We start from the raw sequence: 16,010 nt of genomic DNA on the forward strand, positions 1-16,010 counted from the left end.
GAACCCAGCCGCCATGTCGAACACCGCTTCTCCCTCCGCCGCCGTCCAGTCCATCCTGGACCTCAAGGCCGCACTCGAGTCCCTGCCGTCCAACACACGCCTGTCCACGGCCGACGCCGACGCCATCTACGCACTGGCCTATCAACTGGTCGGGCAAAACCGCTACGAGACCGCCTACCGCTACTTCTCGCTGCTCACGCTGTACAAGCCGACCGACACGGCCTACCTGCAGGGCCTGGCGCTGACCTACCGCATGATGGAGCGCTACGACGAGGCGCTGAACGTGTACTCGTTCCTGGCCACCATCGACCCGGACAACCTGGACCACACCATGGCCATCGTCGAGTGCCTGCTGCTCAAGCGCGAATTCGAGGAAGCCCAGGACACGGTGACCACGCTGCTGCAGTACTGCAAGGAAAACGCCATCACCGGCAAGGTCGGCGACCGTGCCGAAGCCCTGCTGGGCCTGCTGTCGTCCGCCAAAGGGGCTGTGTCTGCTTGATGCCCCGGAAATTCGCCTGCTGACCGAGGTCGGGTTCATGGCCTCCGCCCGCGCAGACGTCAAGCGCGCCGAACGTATCTTCGGCGCGCTTTTGTGCGTGCGTCCCGAGCGTGCCTTCGGACACATTGGCATGGCCACGGCGTTGCTCAATGCGGGCCGCGCTGGCGATGCGGCGACGCGGCTGGCGAGTGCCCGTACATCGGCGGGCGAAGAAACCGACCTGGTCCAGGCGTTTCTCGGACTGTCACTGCAGCTCGACGGCCGGGCCGGAGAAGCCATGCGCGTATTGCGCCCCGTGGCAGCACGCGGTGACAATGGCAACACGGCAGACACCACCGAAGGTGTGCGGCTGGCACAGCGCCTGCTGGGCCAGCCCGTCGGCATTCCCGGCAGCGCGCAGCAACCCGGTCTTTCCACATCCCCATCCTGACCCTAGGAACCACCATGGACATCGTTGCAAGCCCACTGGTTGCCACCACTTTGCCGGCCCTGTCATCGCCTTCGGTCGTCACCGCCGTGCCCGATGCGTCGGCCACCGCGCGGTTCGCTGCGCTGATGCAGGCACCGCCAGCAGCCCCCACCGTCATGGACAGCGTGGCCGCGTCCATGGCGGCGCAGCCCGCAGCCGCCAGCGGTGCGGTGGCGGTGAAGGGACCTTCGTCCGTGGGCGACCGCATCCTGGCCGGCATGCAGGGTGTGTCCAGCGACTTCCAGTCGGCCTGGAAGTCGGTGTCCGCGTCGCTGGACGCGAACTCGCAGTCCATGGGCATGCAAGACCTGCTCAAGCTGCAATTGCAGCTGGTGCAGGTGTCCGTGCAGTACGACCTCGTCGGCAAGGCCGTGAGCCGCTCCACCCAGAATTTCGATCAGTTGGTACGTATCCAATGAAGCTGCATTTTTCAACGGGCTCGACGGGCTCCTCATCGCTGGTACGCTGGCTGCGCGTGTCCTTCGCCTGCGCCCTGCTGGCGCTGGTGGCTGCCTGCGGGGCGCGCGTGGACCTGATGGGGTCGATCCCCGAAGACGAAGCCAACGACGTGCTTTCGGCGTTGCTGAAAGCCGACATTCCCGCCGAGAAGATTGCCGGCAAGGAAGGCATGGTCGGCGTGCGCGTGGATGCCGCCCAGGTGGGCCGTGCGCTCGAGATATTGCGCGAGAACGGCCTGCCGCGCGAACGCTTCGCCGGCATGGGCCAGGTGTTCAAGAAGGAAGGCCTGATCTCCTCGCCGCTGGAAGAGCGTGCGCGCTACATCTACGCGCTGTCGCAGGAGCTGTCCAACACACTGTCCAAGATCGACGGCGTGCTGGCCGCCCGCGTCCACGTGGTGCTGCCCGAGCGTGGCCCCGCGGGCGAAACCGGCGTGCTGTCGACGTCGGCCGTGTTCATCAAGCACCAGGAGGGCTACAACCTCGATGTCATCCAGCCGCAGATCCGCAGGCTGGTCACGAACAGCATTCCGGGCCTCACGGCGGACCGGGTCTCGGTGATTTTCGTGTCCGCACAGCCCCGCACCAACGGTGTCCGCGCAGAGGCAGGTGCCGGCGCAGGCAGCACGGTCTGGGGCATGGCGGTGCCCAGCAGCAGCGCTGGCACGCTGGGCGGCGTGCTGTGGGGCCTGCTGGCCGTGGCGGTGCTGTCCCTGGCGGCGCTGGGCTTTCTGCTGTGGCGCTATGTGCTGCCGGCCCGCAAGGCTGCCGCACGCGGTGATGGCCTGGCACGGGCTGCCTGACCGCACCACTCCATCCGCCTTCACGCTCAGCCCGCCCCTTTCGCATGCCCGCACAGGCCGCTTTCTCCCACCGTCTTTTGCAGGCACCGCTGCAGGAGTTCAACCTGCTGCCCAGCCGCAGCCTGCACGCCGGCCGCGCGCAGGCCTTGGCGCATGCCGGCATGCCGGCGCAGGGCCCTGCGGCCCTGGCCGCGCCCCCTGCCGTGCAGCGCGCACTGCACCGGCGCTGGTCCGCGCAACTGCTGGCCCAGCTGGGCGACCACGCGCAGCCGGTGCTGGACTTGTCCCATGCAGCGTTGCCCGTGGCGCTGGCCACACCGGCTTTGCTGGGCCGCGTGGCACGCGATGCAGGGGTGGCGCTGCTGGGCGCCTATCTGCGCCGCACCATCGCCCGCGACGCGGTGCTGGCGGCGCGTGAATCCCTGGGCGCATCGGGCCTGGACTGGGCCCTCCACGGCGCAGCGGATGTCCACCCCGGCCTGGCAGAAACCGGCCGGTGGACCCAGTCGGACCTGGGCGAGGCGGCAGACCTGCTGGGTGCAGGCGTCATCGCCCAGTCCTGGCAGGACGCCCCCGCGCCCATCAAACTGCGCGCCGACTGGAAGTTGCCCCCCACGGCAGTGGAAGACACCGCGGTGCGCACCGCCAGCGCCCTGGATCCCCAAGGCGCGCGACAACTTTGCCTTCAACTACTGGCCCGACTGGACCCTGCATGGCTTTCCAACTTCCCCGCGACCCGCTGACCCCCCAGCGCACGCTGCAAGCGCGCATCGCACCGGGCAGCCGCGTGGTGCGCGCCGCCGACGTGGCCGCCTGGACCGACGCACAGGGCCTGATTGCCGCGGCACGTGCGCAGGCCGATGCCATCGTGGCGCAGGCGCAGGCCGCCTTCGAAGAAGAGCGCCAGCGCGGCTATGAGGAAGGCGTGGCCGAGGCCCAGCTGGAGCAGGCCGAGAAAATGATCGAGAACGTGAGCCGCACGGTGGACTACTTCTCCAAGGTCGAGACCGACATGGTCGCCCTGGTGATGTCTGCGGTGCGCAAGATCATCGACGGCTACGACGACGCGGACCGCGTGATCATCGTGGTGAAGAACGCACTGTCGGTGGTGCGCAACCAAAAGCAGATGACGCTGCGCCTGCACCCGCAGCAGGTGGACACCGTGCGCGCACGGGTCAACGACCTGCTGGCCGCGTACCCCGGCGTGGGCTACCTGGACATCGTGGCCGACGGCCGCCTGGGCAAGGAGGCGTGCATCCTGGAAAGCGAGATCGGCCTGGTGGAGGCGAGCATCGACGGACAGATCGCCGCGCTGCAAGGCGCCTTCCAGAAAGTGCTGGGCAGCCGCATATGACCCCCCCCAGCACCACGGGCCACCCGCAGGGCGCCACGCGCTCGGTGCGCCAGTTCGACTACATCGCCGAGATGATGCAGCTGGCGCTGGACGACACGCCGGTGCTGCAGATCAAGGGCCGCGTCACGCAGGTGATCGGCACCATCATCAAGGCCGTGGTGCCCACGGTGAAGGTCGGCGAGGTGTGCGTGCTGCGCAACCCCGGCGAAGACTTCGAGATGAAGGCCGAGGTGGTGGGCTTTGCGCGCGATGCCGCATTGCTTACGCCTATCGGCGACATGTACGGCATCTCTGCCGCGACCGAGGTCATCCCCACCGGCCGCGCGCACATGGTGCCCGTGGGCTTCGGCCTGCTGGGCCGTGTGCTGGACGGCCTGGGCCGCCCCCTGGACGAGGCCGAGCGCGGCCCGCTGGAGGCCACCAAGTTCTACCCGGTGTTCGCCGATGCACCCGATCCGCTCAAGCGCCGCATCATCACCGAACCGATGGAGCTGGGCGTGCGGGTGCTCGACTCGGTGCTGACCTGCGGCGAAGGCCAGCGCATGGGCATCTTCGCGGCGGCGGGCGGGGGCAAGTCGACCCTGATGGGCATGCTGGTCAAAGGCGCTGCCGTGGACGTGACCGTGGTGGCGCTGATCGGCGAGCGGGGCCGCGAAGTGCGCGAGTTCCTGGAGCACGAACTGGGCGAGGAAGGCCGGCGCAAGAGCGTGATCGTCTGCGCCACCAGCGACAAGTCGTCCATGGAGCGCGCCAAGGCTGCGTACGTGGCCACCGCCATCGCCGAGTACTTCCGCGACCAGGGCAAGAAGGTGCTGTTCCTCATGGACTCGGTCACGCGGTTTGCCCGGGCGCAGCGCGAGATCGGCCTGGCAGCGGGCGAGCCGCCCACACGGCGCGGCTACCCGCCCAGCGTGTTCGCCACCCTGCCCAAGCTCATGGAGCGCGTGGGCATGAACGACAAGGGATCGATCACCGCGCTGTACACCGTGCTGGTGGAAGGCGACGACATGACCGAGCCGATCGCCGACGAAACCCGGTCCATCCTGGACGGGCACATCGTGCTGTCGCGCAAGCTGGGCGCCGCCAACCACTACCCTGCGGTGGATGTGCTCGCGTCCGCATCGCGCGTGATGAATGCCGTGATCACGCCCGAGCACAAGAAGCTGGCCGGCCGGCTGCGCGAGCTGATGGCCAAGTACGAAGAGGTCGAGCTGCTGGTGAAGATCGGCGAGTACAAGCGCGGCGGCGATCCGACGACGGACGAGGCCATCGACAAGATCGAAGCCATCCGCAGCTTCCTGCGGCAGCGCACGGACGAGCACGCCACCATGCAGCAGACGCTGGAACAACTGTCTGCCCTGGTGGGCTCGGGTGTACGCCGGTGAGCATCTTTCGCGACCTGCTCGCCATCAAGGCCTTTCGCGAGAACAAGGCCGAGACGGCCGTGCGCGTGCAGCGCGATGCGCTGCGCGAGGCCCGCGAGGCCCGCGAGGCGGCCCAGGCGCTGCTGGAGCGGCTGGTGCGCGAAGGGCTGGCGCACGAAATGCAGCTTTACCGCGACCTGTGCGAGCGCATCGTGCGGCTGCGCGAGATCGAAGACGTGCAGCTGGCCGTGGTCGGCCTGCGCCAGCGCGAGGCGCAGCAGCAGGACGCGGTCGTGGCGGCCACCAAGGTGCAGGAGCAGGCCAACGAGAAGCTCGAGACCGCGCGCGCTGCCCACCAGGAGGCGAGCCGGCAGAAATCCAAGTTCGTCGACCTGGCGCGCAACTACACCGAAGAGCAGATGCGCGAGACCGAGCGCAAGGAAGACCTGGAGATGGAAGAGGCTGCCAGCGTGAAGCGCGACCGCGAAGATTGGGAAGCGTACGACCCGGAGACTGTGGCATGACCCCCCTGCAAGGCGCACCCTGCGGCGGCAAAAACCGCCCACACACCGAATGCTACACATTTGATAGCTTAAGAAGCACGTCCATCCAGCGGAAGGGGCCATTTTTTATCGCACCACCCATGGCTGCGCAGGTGCTGGCATGAACACTGAACGGCCGATCCACCTGGACCTGGGCATGCCGGCTTCGACGGCGTTCGAAGCCCGCACCGGCACCGGCGCACAGACCGGCAGCGACCCGCGCGACACCGACACGCTGTCCGACGATGCGAAGGCATTGCGCAGCCTGCTGGAGCAGCAGCGTGCGGCGCCACCCGCTGGCGCGGCGCAGCCGCCCAGTGCCCCGCGCCCCTTCGACCTCTTCGGCCCCGGTGCCGCCGCACTGCCAGGCCAGGTGCCGCAGCAGGCGGCCCAGACCACGGCTGCCGCAACCGCCGCGGCCCCCGCTGATGCGCCCCGGGGCATTGGCGAGACCTTGTCGCAGATGGCCCAGCGGCTGCTGGTGGGCGACGGCAGCACCGGCCGGCGCTCGGTGCAGATCCAGTTGGCGGACGACAGCCTGCCGGGCGTGGTGGTCGACATCTTCGAAGACGGTGGCCGCGTCGTGGCGCAGTTCACCTGCATGCAGGAGTCGTCGCGCGAACGCCTGGTGCGCAATGCGCAGTGGCTGGCGGACGGACTGGCCGAGCGCCTGGCCCAGGGCGTGTCCGTGCGGGTGCAGACCGACGACCCGGAAGACCTTTGCCTGGTGGAGGCGCACGCCGGCGGGTGACACCCCACCTGCTGCCTGTATCCCACCGCTTGCACCGCTGACCGAACCACCCATCGACTCGCCTTTTTACCGAGCACCCATGTCCTCCCCCCACGCCACCGCCGCCTTGCAGCCCCTGCGCCTGTCGCGCAACGAGGCCCAGGCCCGCACCACCATTGCCCAGCGCGCCGCGGGGCTGCCGCTGCGCCTGGGCGCGTCCGCCTGGCAGGCCCGCCTTCATCCGGTGGCCGGCTCGGCCGCGCCCTGGCCCGAGCCCGGCTACGTTCTCCGCCTGGAATGGGCCGGTGCCGCCATGGCCTTGCGGCTGCCCGCCGCAGCCATCGAACAGGCCCTGGCCAGCGTGCTGGAAGGTGCCGCGCTGCCCGCCATCCCGTCCACCCTGGCCGATGCCGTGCTGGAAGCCAGCGCGGGCGAGCTGCTCCAGAGCCTGCAGGCCCTGGGCCGTGGTACGCCAGAGCTGCTGGCCTGGGGCCCGGCGCAGCCGGGCGACGTGCAGAACCTGCCGCCCCATGCCTGCGATGTCTATCTGGCCGCTGACGACGGCGTGCAGGCGATTGCCGGCTCGCTGCACCTCGATGGGCTGGGGCTGCTGCTCGTGGCAGGCCTGGTCGGCAAGCGCCCGCCGCAGCCGGGCCCGCTGGACGACAGCCTGCCCGTCACCCTGCGTGCGGAAGTCGGCTTCACCCGCCTGCCCGCCAGCGATGCCGCCACGCTGGCGCTTGGCGACGTGGTGCTGCTGGATGCTTTCTTCGCCACGGCCGACCGTGCGCTGTGGCTGAGCGCCGACGGACGCCGGGGCGTGCACGTGCAGTGGCCTTCCGTGACCTCTGCGCCCGATGCAGCAGATACGGCACCGCCGACCCGCCTTACCGTCATCCACCCCTGGACCGAAACCATGCCCGCCACCTCCGACACCCCTTCCACCGACACCGCGGCACTCGACACGGTGCCGGTGCGGCTTTCCTTCGACCTGGGCGATGTGACCCTGACGCTCGCGCAGCTGCGCGCGCTGCAGCCCGGCCAGACGCTGGACCTGGGCCACCCGCTGGCAGGTGCCGTGCGCATTCGTGCCAACGGCGCGCTGGTGGGCGAAGGCGACCTGGTGGACATCGACGGCCAGATCGGCGTGTCCGTGCGCAGCCTGCACTCCGCCAGCCACTGAGCCCCCAATGACCAATTTCGATCCGATCACGCTGGCGGTACTGCTGGCCCTGATGGCGCTGATGCCCACGCTGGTGGTGGTGAGCACGAGCTTCCTCAAGATCGCCGTGGTGATGTCGCTGCTGCGCAATGCCATCGGGGTGCAGCAGATGCCCCCCAACCTGGCGCTGTACGGCATGGCGCTGATCCTGTCGGCGTATGTCATGGCGCCGGTGGGCATGCACATGTTCGATCGGCTCACCGAACGCCCCGACACGCTCAAGAGCGTGCCCACGCTGGTGGGCGCGGTGCGCGACGGGGCGGAGCCGCTGCGCGAGTTCATGCTCAAGAACAGCCGCGCCGAGCAGCGCGACTTTTTTGTGCGCACCGCGCAGCGCATGTGGGGCCCCAAGCTGTCCGAGGGCATCACGCAGCGCGACTTCATCGTGCTGATGCCGGCCTTCGTGGTGTCGGAGCTCACGGCGGCGTTCCAGATAGGGTTCCTGCTCTACCTGCCGTTCGTCGTGATCGACCTGATCGTCTCCAACATCCTGCTGGCGATGGGGATGATGATGGTGTCGCCCGTGACGATCTCGCTGCCGCTCAAGCTCTTTCTGTTCGTGATGGTGGACGGCTGGTCGCGGCTGATCCAGGGCCTGGTCCTGACCTATGCATGAACACACTCCCCTGTTGGCGCTGACGGCAGCAACACCGCGCGCGGCACACCCTACCTTGGACCACTGACATGCAATCCGTCGACGTCGTTTCGTTCTTCACTCAGGCGCTGTACCTGGTGCTGTGGCTGTCCCTGCCCCCCATCATCGTGGGCTCGGTCGTGGGTACCTTGTTCTCGCTGTTCCAGGCGCTCACGCAGATCCAGGAGCAGACGCTGTCCTTCGGCGTGAAACTGATCGCCGTGTCCGTGACCATTTTGCTGACGGCCCGCTGGGTCGGCGGTGAAATGTTCAATTTCACGGTGCAGATCTTCGACTCGATTCCGTCGCTGGGCCGCTGAGCCCCGCACGGACCGCAGCGCCCTCAGCCCGCACACGCACAGGACGGAACCGCATGGACCTGCCGGTTACTTACCAGGAAGCCAAGACGTTCATCGGAACGTTGGCCCTGACACAACCGCGCATCCTGGCCATGTTCATCGTCCTGCCGCTTTTCAACACCCAGCTGGTGCCGGGCTTGCTGCGCATTTCCGTGGCCGTGTCGCTGGGCATCGTCATGGTGCCCGCGCTGTCCGGGCAGATCGCGGTGGCCGAACTGCACGCGGCGCAGTTGCTGCTGTTGATCATGAAGGAAGCGTTCATCGGCTTCGTCATCGGCTACATCGCCGCCATCCCGTTCTGGATCTTCGAAGCCGTCGGGTTCCTGGTGGACAACCAGCGCGGGGCCAGCATCGCGTCCACGCTCAACCCGCTGACGGGCAACGACTCGTCGCCGCTAGGCATCCTGTTCAACCAGGCGTTCATCGTGTTCTTTCTGATCACGGGTGGCTTCACGCTGCTGCTGGGCGTGCTGTACGACAGCTTCGGCCTGTGGAGCGTGACCCAGTGGGCGCCCACGCTGCGGCCTGAATCGATCCCCCTGCTCCTCGATCAGCTCGACCGCCTGGTGCGCATGGCCATGCTGCTGGCGGCGCCGGTGCTGGTGGCGATGTTCCTCGCCGAGATCGGCCTGGCGCTCGTGAGCCGCTTTGCGCCTCAGCTGCAGGTGTTCTTCATGGCCATGCCCATCAAGAGCGCACTGGCGATGCTGGTGCTGCTGCTCTATGGGGCGTCGCTCTTCGAGTATGGCGCCGAGCAGGTCGAATCCATGGGCCACATCCTGCCTTTCCTGCGCGAGCAGTGGGCAGCGCCGTCCGGCGGCTGAGGAGCACCATGAGCGAAAAGACCGAACAACCCACCTCCAAGCGCCTGCGCGATTCGCGGCAAAAGGGCGACGTCGCTTACAGCAAGGACTTCACACAGACCTTTCTGATCCTGGCCATCTTCGGCTACCTGCTGGCCAGTGCCGGGCACATGGTCGAGGTGATGGGCCAGATGATCCTGCTGCCCACCACGCTGCTCAAGCTGGGCTTCAACGAGGCCGCCAACACGCTGGTGGAAGAGCTGCTCCGGGAGGCCGCGTGGCTCACCCTGCCCATCATCGGCATCGTGTTGGGCGCCGGGGTGTTTGCCGACGCGCTGCAAGTGGGCGTGCTATTCGCGTTCGAGAAGCTCAAGCCTTCGGCCAAGAAGCTCAACGTCCTGGACAACCTCAAGAACATCTTCACCAAGAAGAACCTGATGGAGTTCTTGAAGTCGATCCTCAAGATCGCTTTTCTGTCCACCCTGCTGACGCTCTTGATCAAGGACGCGCTGCCGATCATGACCAGCATTCCGCAGGCCGGCCTGCCGGGTCTGGGGCAGGTGGTGGCCGCGCTCCTCAAGACCATGCTCATCCACATCGGCCTGGCGTATGGCGCCATAGCGCTGGCCGACTTCGCGTGGCAGCGTTACCAGTACCGCAAGGGGCTGATGATGTCCAAGGACGAGATCAAGCAGGAATACAAGGAGATGGAGGGCGACCCCCACATCAAGCACCAGCGCAAGCACCTGCACCAGGAGATGATGCAGCACGGCGCGGTGGAGAGCTCGCGCAAGGCCACCGTGGTGGTGACCAACCCTACCCACCTGGCCGTGGCGCTGCGCTACGACTCCGAAGAAACGCCGCTGCCGGTGGTGCTGGCCAAGGGCGAAGGCGCGCTGGCCGAACGCATGATGGCGGCGGCACGCGAAGCCGGTGTGCCGGTGATGCAGAACATTCCGCTGGCCCGCGCCCTCACCGAACATGCGGAAGCCGGCCAGTACATCCCTTCCGAGCTGGTGGAGCCCGTGGCGGAACTGCTGCGCCTGTTGCAGCAGATGAATTCCGATCCCGGCCTGTCGTAGCCCTGGCTCTTGATTCCAAGACACACCATGAAATCGTCCGCCCCCGCCGATCCCGCTTCCGCCCGCCTGCTGCAGGCCTACGCCAGCCAGTACGGCCTGACGGCGCCGGGCGCCGCCAGCAGCAGTGCCCCCGTCGACATGACGGTGGACGGCATCTACCGCATTCGCCTGCGTGCGCTGCCCCAGGGCGGTGTGGCCGTCAGCGCGCGGCTACGCACCCTGCCCGAGCCCGGCCCGGCCCGCGACGACATGCTGCTGGGCGTGGCCCGCCTGGCCTGCGGCACCATGAAGGACCACGCCAGTGGCTGCGTGGTCGATGAGCGCGGGCGCGCCATCTGGCTGCAGCAGACCGCGTCCGCGGCCTCCAGCCAGGACATCGACGACGCCGTGGGCGGGTTGGTGAATGCTCTGGCGTTCTGGTCCAAGGCCATCGCCACCGTCTGATTGATCCCCGGTCCCTGCGCACGTTCTGAATCCTATGCACGCCACTCCACGCTCTTTCTTCCCACGCATGCCGGCCGCGGGCCACGTCGGCTCTGCCATCGCACTGGCATGCGCCCTGCTGCTGGGCGCCGCCCCTGTACAGGCCGGCACACCGCCGTGGGCCAACGCGCCCTACAGCTACTACGCGGACAACGCCCCCATCGCCAACGTGCTGCGGGACTTCGCCAGCAGCTTCAGCCTGTCGCTGGAGCTCTCGCCGCTGGTCGAAGGCAAGGTCAACGGACGCTTCAACGCGCAGAACCCGACCGAGTTCATGGACCGCATGGCCAGCGTCTACGGCCTGACCTGGTTCACCCACGCCGGCACGCTGTTCGTGAGTCGCACCACCGAGATGAGCACCCGCAGCATCACCGGCGGCGGCAGCGGCATCGCCGCGGTCCGCCAGGCGCTGACCAGCCTGGGCGTGCTGGACACGCGCTTCGGGTGGGGTGAATTGCCCGAGCAGGGTGTGGCCCTGGTCTCCGGCCCTCCGGCCTACGTGGCCCTGATCGAGCGCACCATGGCCTCGTTGCCACTGATGGCTGGCGGGCAGCAGGTGGCCGTGTTCCGCCTGAAACACGCGTCGGTGGACGACCGCACCATTCTTTATCGCGACCGCCAGATCACGACGCCGGGCCTTGCGCAGGTGCTGCGCAACCTCATCAGCGGCAGCGGCGGGACGGCGGGGGTCAACAACGCCCTGCTGTCGTCGGTGGCTGGCCAATCCGGTGGCATGGCGGGCATGCCCGTGGCGGCCAATACGGCCGGGATTTCGTTCGACCCGGCCAGCTCCGGCATGCAGACCGGGCCTGCAGCGTCGCCCAACGGAACGGCGTCCGGCTCGGGCGCATCGAACACCCAGGGTGCATCAGGCGCAGCGGCGTCCGGCTCCAGCGGTCGCGGTGGGTCGGCAGGCGCCGCGAGTGTGTCGTCCACCCGGCGATTGGCGCCCTCCATCCAGGCGGACTCGCGGCTCAACGCCATCATCGTGCAGGACACGCCGGAACGCATTCCGCTGTACAAGGCGCTGATCGATCAGCTCGACATCCCCACCCCATTGATCGAGATCGAGGCCATGATCCTCGACATCAACTCCAGCCGCCTGGACGAGCTGGGCATCTCCTGGAGCGGCCGCCGCGGTGGCAGCGTGGGAGGCTTTGGCAACATGACCCGGGTCGACGATGGCAACGACCTGGTGCTGGGCGCCCTGCAGCGTGGCGCCAGCGTGGACCCCACCAGCCTGGTCGTCAGTTCGGGCAACTTCCTGATGAGCCGCATCCGCGCGCTGGAAGGCGCTGGCGAAGCGTCCATACAGTCCCGCCCGTCCATCCTCACCATCGACAACATCGGCGCGCTGCTGGATCTGTCGGAAACCTTCTACATCCGCAGCATCGGCGAGCGCGTGGCCACCATCACGCCCATCACGGCAGGCACCACCTTGCGGGTGACACCGCATTTCGTCCAGCGCGACGAAGGCCCGGTCATTCAGCTCGATGTGGACATCGAAGACGGGCAGATCCAGGAGACGACGGTGGACACCATCCCCACCGTTCGGCGCAGCGTGGTAAGTACGCAGGCCATCGTCGGCGAGGGGCAGACCCTGGTGATTGGCGGCTACAAGAGCACGCAGCGAACCAACGAGCTGAACAAGGTCCCCGGCCTGGGCGCGGTGCCGGTGGTCGGCCTGTTCTTTTCCAACCGCATCAACAACGTGCAGTCGCGCGAGCGCGTATTCATGATCAAGCCGCGGCTGGTGTCGCTGCCGTCCAATCTGGTGTCGGCGGCCGATGCACTGCGCAGCAACCCGGCGGTGGTCATGCCCCCTCAGAACTTCCCGTTGCCCGTGCAGGCAGCGCCGGTAGCGCCTGTCACGCCGATGTTCGTGCAACCCATGACGGGAAATCCTGCCACGCAGCAGTGAAGTGATGCGGTGGGAGCGGCCGGTTGCGCATGGCGTCGGAGTTCGACAGGGGCCGCCCTGCCGTTGCGCCATCCTGCCCGCCGGTTGTCCTTCAGTAGTGATGCGCTGGCTGGCCCCGCAGCATCACGCGCATGCCGTCGCGGAACTGCACGACGGTCAGCACGAACTGGTGAATGGGGGACCTGAAGCGTCGATGGCGCACACCGTGCTGATCACGGCACGCCCAGCGCGCGGCAGATTGAACCGATGCCGGAGTCTGGCCCACCTGGTGCCAGGAATCTCTGAATCTCTTATCTGCGCGACGCTATCACCACGGGCACGCCAAGATCAGAATTCAAACTCGACGCCGCGGGCGAAGAGTTTTGCGCGCAGAGCGCTGCGTGCACGTGAAAGCCGGCTGCGAACAGTGCCCACAGGCACCGTCAACAAAGCCGCGGCGTCTTCGTAAGACAGCTCATCCACTGCCACCATCAGCAGGATGTCTCGCATGCTCTCCGGAAGCTCGGCCATCGCCTCTTCGAGGTAGCGCATGTGCTGTGCCTGTTCCACGGCCTGCGCCGGTGTGAGGCTGTCGCTCGCCATCTCGGACAGCTCCGATTCGTCCGTGAACTCATAACGGCGATGGGGTGCCCGCGACAGGTGATTGCGCACCAGATTCATCGCAATGCCGTAAAGCCAGGTGGAGAGCTCCGACTGGCCTTTGAATGTTTCGTAAGAGCGCACGGCTTCGAGAAAGGCCTGCTGCGCCAGATCTTCCGCATCGGTGGAGTTACCGATGTTCTTGATGATGAAGCGGTGCAGACGCACCCCATGCGCTTGCACCAGGGTGCGGAACAAAGCATCGCGCTCGACCACTTCGTGCTCGTGCAGAGGGGTGGATGCGGCCTCCGAAGGATCCGCCAGGGCATGTGGTGCCACTGGCTCCATGGCGTCAGTGCCCAGCCCCGAAACTGCAAGCTGCGGAAACTCGGGCGGCACACATTCGCCCGGATGGCCTCCGGCATTGGTAATAAATGTTACAAAATGAGCCTGCACTGCGGGATTTTCACAGAGGAAGTCCCACCTGTACAGCAACAATTGCGTACAGTGCTTTTATGCCGAAAGTCTGTGCGTCGGCTTGCCTATCGGCCGGAAAGCTGAAGTGTCTGCAGCTCTTCACGCAGCCACTCACGGGCCACTTGAAGGGCCACGGGGGAGCGCCCTTCCTGCGCAGCGGCTTCGAACCGCTGTTGCATGGCGGCGTCGATCGACTCGCGCTGCTGTGCGGTCACCGCTGTCGCAGGCACACCGCTGGCGCGGCAGGCCTCGTTGAAGCCCGACGACTGGCCGACTGCGCTCATCGTGAGCTGGGTCAGAAAATCCACGCCTTGCAACGTCTGCCGGCTGGTCTGCGCCATGTCGATCGCCTGCATCACCGTGCGAGACGAGAGCGGCTTACCAGGCGCAGGTCCAAGCCCTAGCTCGCGCACCACCGACGCTTGTATCCCTTGCGAAAAGCTTTGGCCCAAGGCGCCCACGAATGCGGACGTGGAATCCGACCCGGGCTCGATCCAGGCCACCGTCCGCTGGGAAGGCGTGGTCCCGGTCCCTAGCACCTTCCACTGAGAGCCATCGCGGCTGACGTGCACCCAATCCCCCTCCTGCGCGGCTTGCTGGAAGGCGTCCAGCGAAGGTCGAGCAATGGCATCTGCAGGAGAGAGGCGGTTGGAAACGTTCACGCGAAACAGGTGATCAATGAGGTTCGTCGCTAGTTTAGTAACAAGGACTTCGTTGCAGTTCCACCGGATTGCAAACGATTGTCAGCGTGACTAGCGCCTGATATTGGCGGCAGTGTGTCTGCACGGTGCTGATGCACATCAGTGTAGCCGTGATCATTGTTCTCAATACTGGAACAGTCAGTTCGCGACCAGGTGGTTTTTCTCTGAACACCACCGGCGTACAGTTCAACCCATCGATGAGCCGAACCCGCAAGNATTGTTCTCAATACTGGAACAGTCAGTTCGCGACCAGGTGGTTTTTCTCTGAACACCACCGGCGTACAGTTCAACCCATCGATGAGCCGAACCCGCAAGGCGACTCACCGAACCCGGTTCAAGAATGGTTTTTGTCCCGGCTTTATTGAGACGCTTTTTTAACTTCAAGGATTTTCATCATGAACAACACCGCACGCTTCCTCTCCATCGCCGCCGTTGCCGCTTTCGCTTCCTTCGGTGCACAAGCCGACGAAGCCGATGCTTCGCAATATGTGTCCAAGTTCGAAACCAACCGCACCCGCGCTGAAGTGGCTGCAGAAGCTTCGAGCGTTGCTCAGACCCNAGCCGACGAAGCCGATGCTTCGCAATATGTGTCCAAGTTCGAAACCAACCGCACCCGCGCTGAAGTGGCTGCAGAAGCTTCGAGCGTTGCTCAGACCCGCAGCATCGAGCCAGCAGGTTCGCGCGTCGTGACCTACAAGTCCACGGCTGACCGCGCTGCTGTGCGTGCCCAGGCTGCTGACGCTGTGCGCACCGGCCAGATCCCTTCGGGTGAGCAAGGCTGATCTGAATCCGACGGATTCAGCTTCCTGACTCTCTCTGTGCGTGCCCAGGCTGCTGACGCTGTGCGCACCGGCCAGATCCCTTCGGGTGAGCAAGGCTGATCTGAATCCGACGGATTCAGCTTCCTGACTCTCTCTATATAAAACCTGATTTCTAAAAAATACACTGGACTTTCATCATGAACAAGACCGCACGCTTCCTCTCCATCGCCGCTGTGTCCGCTTTCGCTGCCTTCGGCGCCCACGCTGACGAAGCCGACGCTTCGCAGTTCGCCACCAAGTTCGACACGAACCGCACCCGTGCTGAAGTGGCTGCCGAAGCCTCTACCGTGGCCCAGACCCGCAGCATCGAGCCCGCAGGCTCGCGCGTCGTGACCTACAAGTCCACGGCTGACCGCGCTGCCGTGCGCGCCCAGGCTGCTGAAGCCGTGCGTACCGGCACGATCCCTTCGGGCGAAATCAGCGCGATGTAAGCAACAACGTTCGGGGGGCATCATTGTTTGCCACCCGATCGTGGCGATGCCTTTGGGTGTCGCAGCTATGCAGGGCGGTTTGACGATGTCTCCGCTGCACAAAACGGGCTCCACGAAGGAGCCCGTTGTCGTTGGTGAGCAGTAACTCTCGCCTGACCTGCACGCTTGGTTTGCCCGCTATCGATGGACCCGGCTGGCGGCGCACCAGCATCAGCTGGCAAGTGCTCCAAGTGCAGAGAAGGCAGGCCGCGCAGGGCCGACGTTCAGCCGAAATG

At 66.3% G+C, this 16,010-nt stretch carries 19 protein-coding genes and 2 pseudogenes; 19 read left to right on the forward strand and 2 right to left on the reverse strand.

Annotation, left to right across the window (positions count from 1 at the left end; all coding sequences use genetic code 11):
• The first annotated feature begins 13 nt into the window (after positions 1 to 13).
• From ASF16_RS06815 to sctC, 16 genes are all read left to right on the forward strand, one after another.
• Positions 14 to 502 carry a tetratricopeptide repeat protein gene (locus ASF16_RS06815; protein ID WP_056164687.1) on the forward strand — a complete coding sequence of 163 codons (489 nt, stop codon included), beginning with the start codon at positions 14 to 16 and terminating at the stop codon, positions 500 to 502.
• A gap of 37 nt (positions 503 to 539) precedes the next feature.
• The gene (locus ASF16_RS06820; protein WP_056164688.1) at positions 540 to 932 is read left to right on the forward strand and encodes a hypothetical protein; all 393 of its coding nucleotides are present in this window, start codon (positions 540 to 542) and stop codon (positions 930 to 932) included.
• Positions 933 to 946: 14 nt separating this feature from the next.
• Entirely contained in the window at positions 947 to 1,390 is a 444-nt protein-coding gene (gene sctI / locus ASF16_RS06825; protein ID WP_056164690.1) for a type III secretion system inner rod subunit SctI, read from the forward strand.
• Complete coding sequence (sctJ, locus tag ASF16_RS06830; RefSeq protein WP_056164692.1) at positions 1,387 to 2,232, forward strand: type III secretion system inner membrane ring lipoprotein SctJ; 846 nt, start codon at positions 1,387 to 1,389, stop codon at positions 2,230 to 2,232. The genes sctI and sctJ overlap by 4 nt, the downstream gene beginning before the upstream one ends.
• A gap of 44 nt (positions 2,233 to 2,276) precedes the next feature.
• Complete coding sequence (locus tag ASF16_RS06835) at positions 2,277 to 2,975, forward strand: hypothetical protein (protein WP_156371975.1); 699 nt, start codon at positions 2,277 to 2,279, stop codon at positions 2,973 to 2,975.
• Complete coding sequence (locus ASF16_RS06840) at positions 2,945 to 3,586, forward strand: HrpE/YscL family type III secretion apparatus protein (protein ID WP_082516785.1); 642 nt, start codon at positions 2,945 to 2,947, stop codon at positions 3,584 to 3,586. The genes ASF16_RS06835 and ASF16_RS06840 overlap by 31 nt, the downstream gene beginning before the upstream one ends.
• A 44-nt stretch (positions 3,587 to 3,630) precedes the next feature.
• A complete protein-coding gene (sctN, locus tag ASF16_RS06845) occupies positions 3,631 to 4,971 on the forward strand; it encodes a type III secretion system ATPase SctN (RefSeq protein ID WP_156371979.1) in 1,341 nt (446 codons plus the stop codon).
• The gene (locus tag ASF16_RS06850) at positions 4,968 to 5,474 is read left to right on the forward strand and encodes a YscO family type III secretion system apparatus protein (RefSeq protein WP_056164698.1); all 507 of its coding nucleotides are present in this window, start codon (positions 4,968 to 4,970) and stop codon (positions 5,472 to 5,474) included. The genes sctN and ASF16_RS06850 overlap by 4 nt, the downstream gene beginning before the upstream one ends.
• 139 nt (positions 5,475 to 5,613) lie before the next feature.
• Positions 5,614 to 6,243, forward strand: a complete 630-nt coding sequence (locus ASF16_RS26450) for a hypothetical protein (protein WP_056164700.1) — start codon at positions 5,614 to 5,616, stop codon at positions 6,241 to 6,243.
• A 79-nt stretch (positions 6,244 to 6,322) separates the two neighbouring features.
• Complete coding sequence (gene sctQ, locus ASF16_RS26455) at positions 6,323 to 7,405, forward strand: type III secretion system cytoplasmic ring protein SctQ (RefSeq protein WP_056164702.1); 1,083 nt, start codon at positions 6,323 to 6,325, stop codon at positions 7,403 to 7,405.
• Between the two features lie 7 nt (positions 7,406 to 7,412).
• Positions 7,413 to 8,060 (forward strand): type III secretion system export apparatus subunit SctR, encoded by a 648-nt coding sequence (sctR, locus tag ASF16_RS06865; protein ID WP_056164704.1) that lies wholly within the window; start codon positions 7,413 to 7,415, stop codon positions 8,058 to 8,060.
• Positions 8,061 to 8,128: 68 nt separating this feature from the next.
• A complete protein-coding gene (sctS, locus tag ASF16_RS06870) occupies positions 8,129 to 8,398 on the forward strand; it encodes a type III secretion system export apparatus subunit SctS (RefSeq protein WP_056164707.1) in 270 nt (89 codons plus the stop codon).
• Positions 8,399 to 8,451: 53 nt separating this feature from the next.
• On the forward strand, positions 8,452 to 9,261 hold the full coding sequence (gene sctT, locus ASF16_RS06875; RefSeq protein WP_056164708.1) for a type III secretion system export apparatus subunit SctT: 810 nt from the start codon (positions 8,452 to 8,454) through the stop codon (positions 9,259 to 9,261).
• Positions 9,262 to 9,269: 8 nt separating this feature from the next.
• Positions 9,270 to 10,322 (forward strand): type III secretion system export apparatus subunit SctU, encoded by a 1,053-nt coding sequence (gene sctU, locus ASF16_RS06880; protein ID WP_056164892.1) that lies wholly within the window; start codon positions 9,270 to 9,272, stop codon positions 10,320 to 10,322.
• Between the two features lie 27 nt (positions 10,323 to 10,349).
• Positions 10,350 to 10,766, forward strand: coding sequence for a type III secretion system chaperone (locus ASF16_RS06885; RefSeq protein ID WP_056164710.1), 417 nt, complete (start codon positions 10,350 to 10,352; stop codon positions 10,764 to 10,766).
• Positions 10,767 to 10,800: 34 nt separating this feature from the next.
• Entirely contained in the window at positions 10,801 to 12,726 is a 1,926-nt protein-coding gene (gene sctC / locus ASF16_RS06890) for a type III secretion system outer membrane ring subunit SctC (protein ID WP_082516786.1), read from the forward strand.
• 327 nt (positions 12,727 to 13,053) lie between these two features.
• Here the strand turns inward: sctC and ASF16_RS06895 are convergent, their stop codons facing one another.
• Positions 13,054 to 13,761 (reverse strand): RNA polymerase sigma factor, encoded by a 708-nt coding sequence (locus tag ASF16_RS06895; protein WP_235507281.1) that lies wholly within the window; start codon positions 13,759 to 13,761, stop codon positions 13,054 to 13,056.
• An 86-nt stretch (positions 13,762 to 13,847) separates the two neighbouring features.
• The gene (locus tag ASF16_RS06900) at positions 13,848 to 14,444 is read right to left on the reverse strand and encodes a hypothetical protein (protein ID WP_056164716.1); all 597 of its coding nucleotides are present in this window, start codon (positions 14,442 to 14,444) and stop codon (positions 13,848 to 13,850) included.
• Positions 14,445 to 14,878: 434 nt separating this feature from the next.
• Here ASF16_RS06900 and ASF16_RS27100 point away from each other — a divergent pair.
• The 3 genes and pseudogenes from ASF16_RS27100 to ASF16_RS06910 all read left to right on the forward strand — a co-directional run.
• Positions 14,879 to 15,041, forward strand: a pseudogene (locus ASF16_RS27100) (DUF4148 domain-containing protein); the annotation flags it as partial.
• A 1-nt stretch (position 15,042) separates the two neighbouring features.
• A pseudogene (locus tag ASF16_RS26670) lies at positions 15,043 to 15,265 on the forward strand (DUF4148 domain-containing protein); the annotation flags it as partial.
• Positions 15,266 to 15,441: 176 nt separating this feature from the next.
• Positions 15,442 to 15,735 carry a hypothetical protein gene (locus tag ASF16_RS06910; protein ID WP_056164722.1) on the forward strand — a complete coding sequence of 98 codons (294 nt, stop codon included), beginning with the start codon at positions 15,442 to 15,444 and terminating at the stop codon, positions 15,733 to 15,735.
• Positions 15,736 to 16,010 lie beyond the last annotated feature (275 nt).

The sequence above is a fragment of the Acidovorax sp. Leaf78 genome (genome assembly GCF_001422735.1).
Classification (GTDB): domain Bacteria; phylum Pseudomonadota; class Gammaproteobacteria; order Burkholderiales; family Burkholderiaceae_C; genus Acidovorax.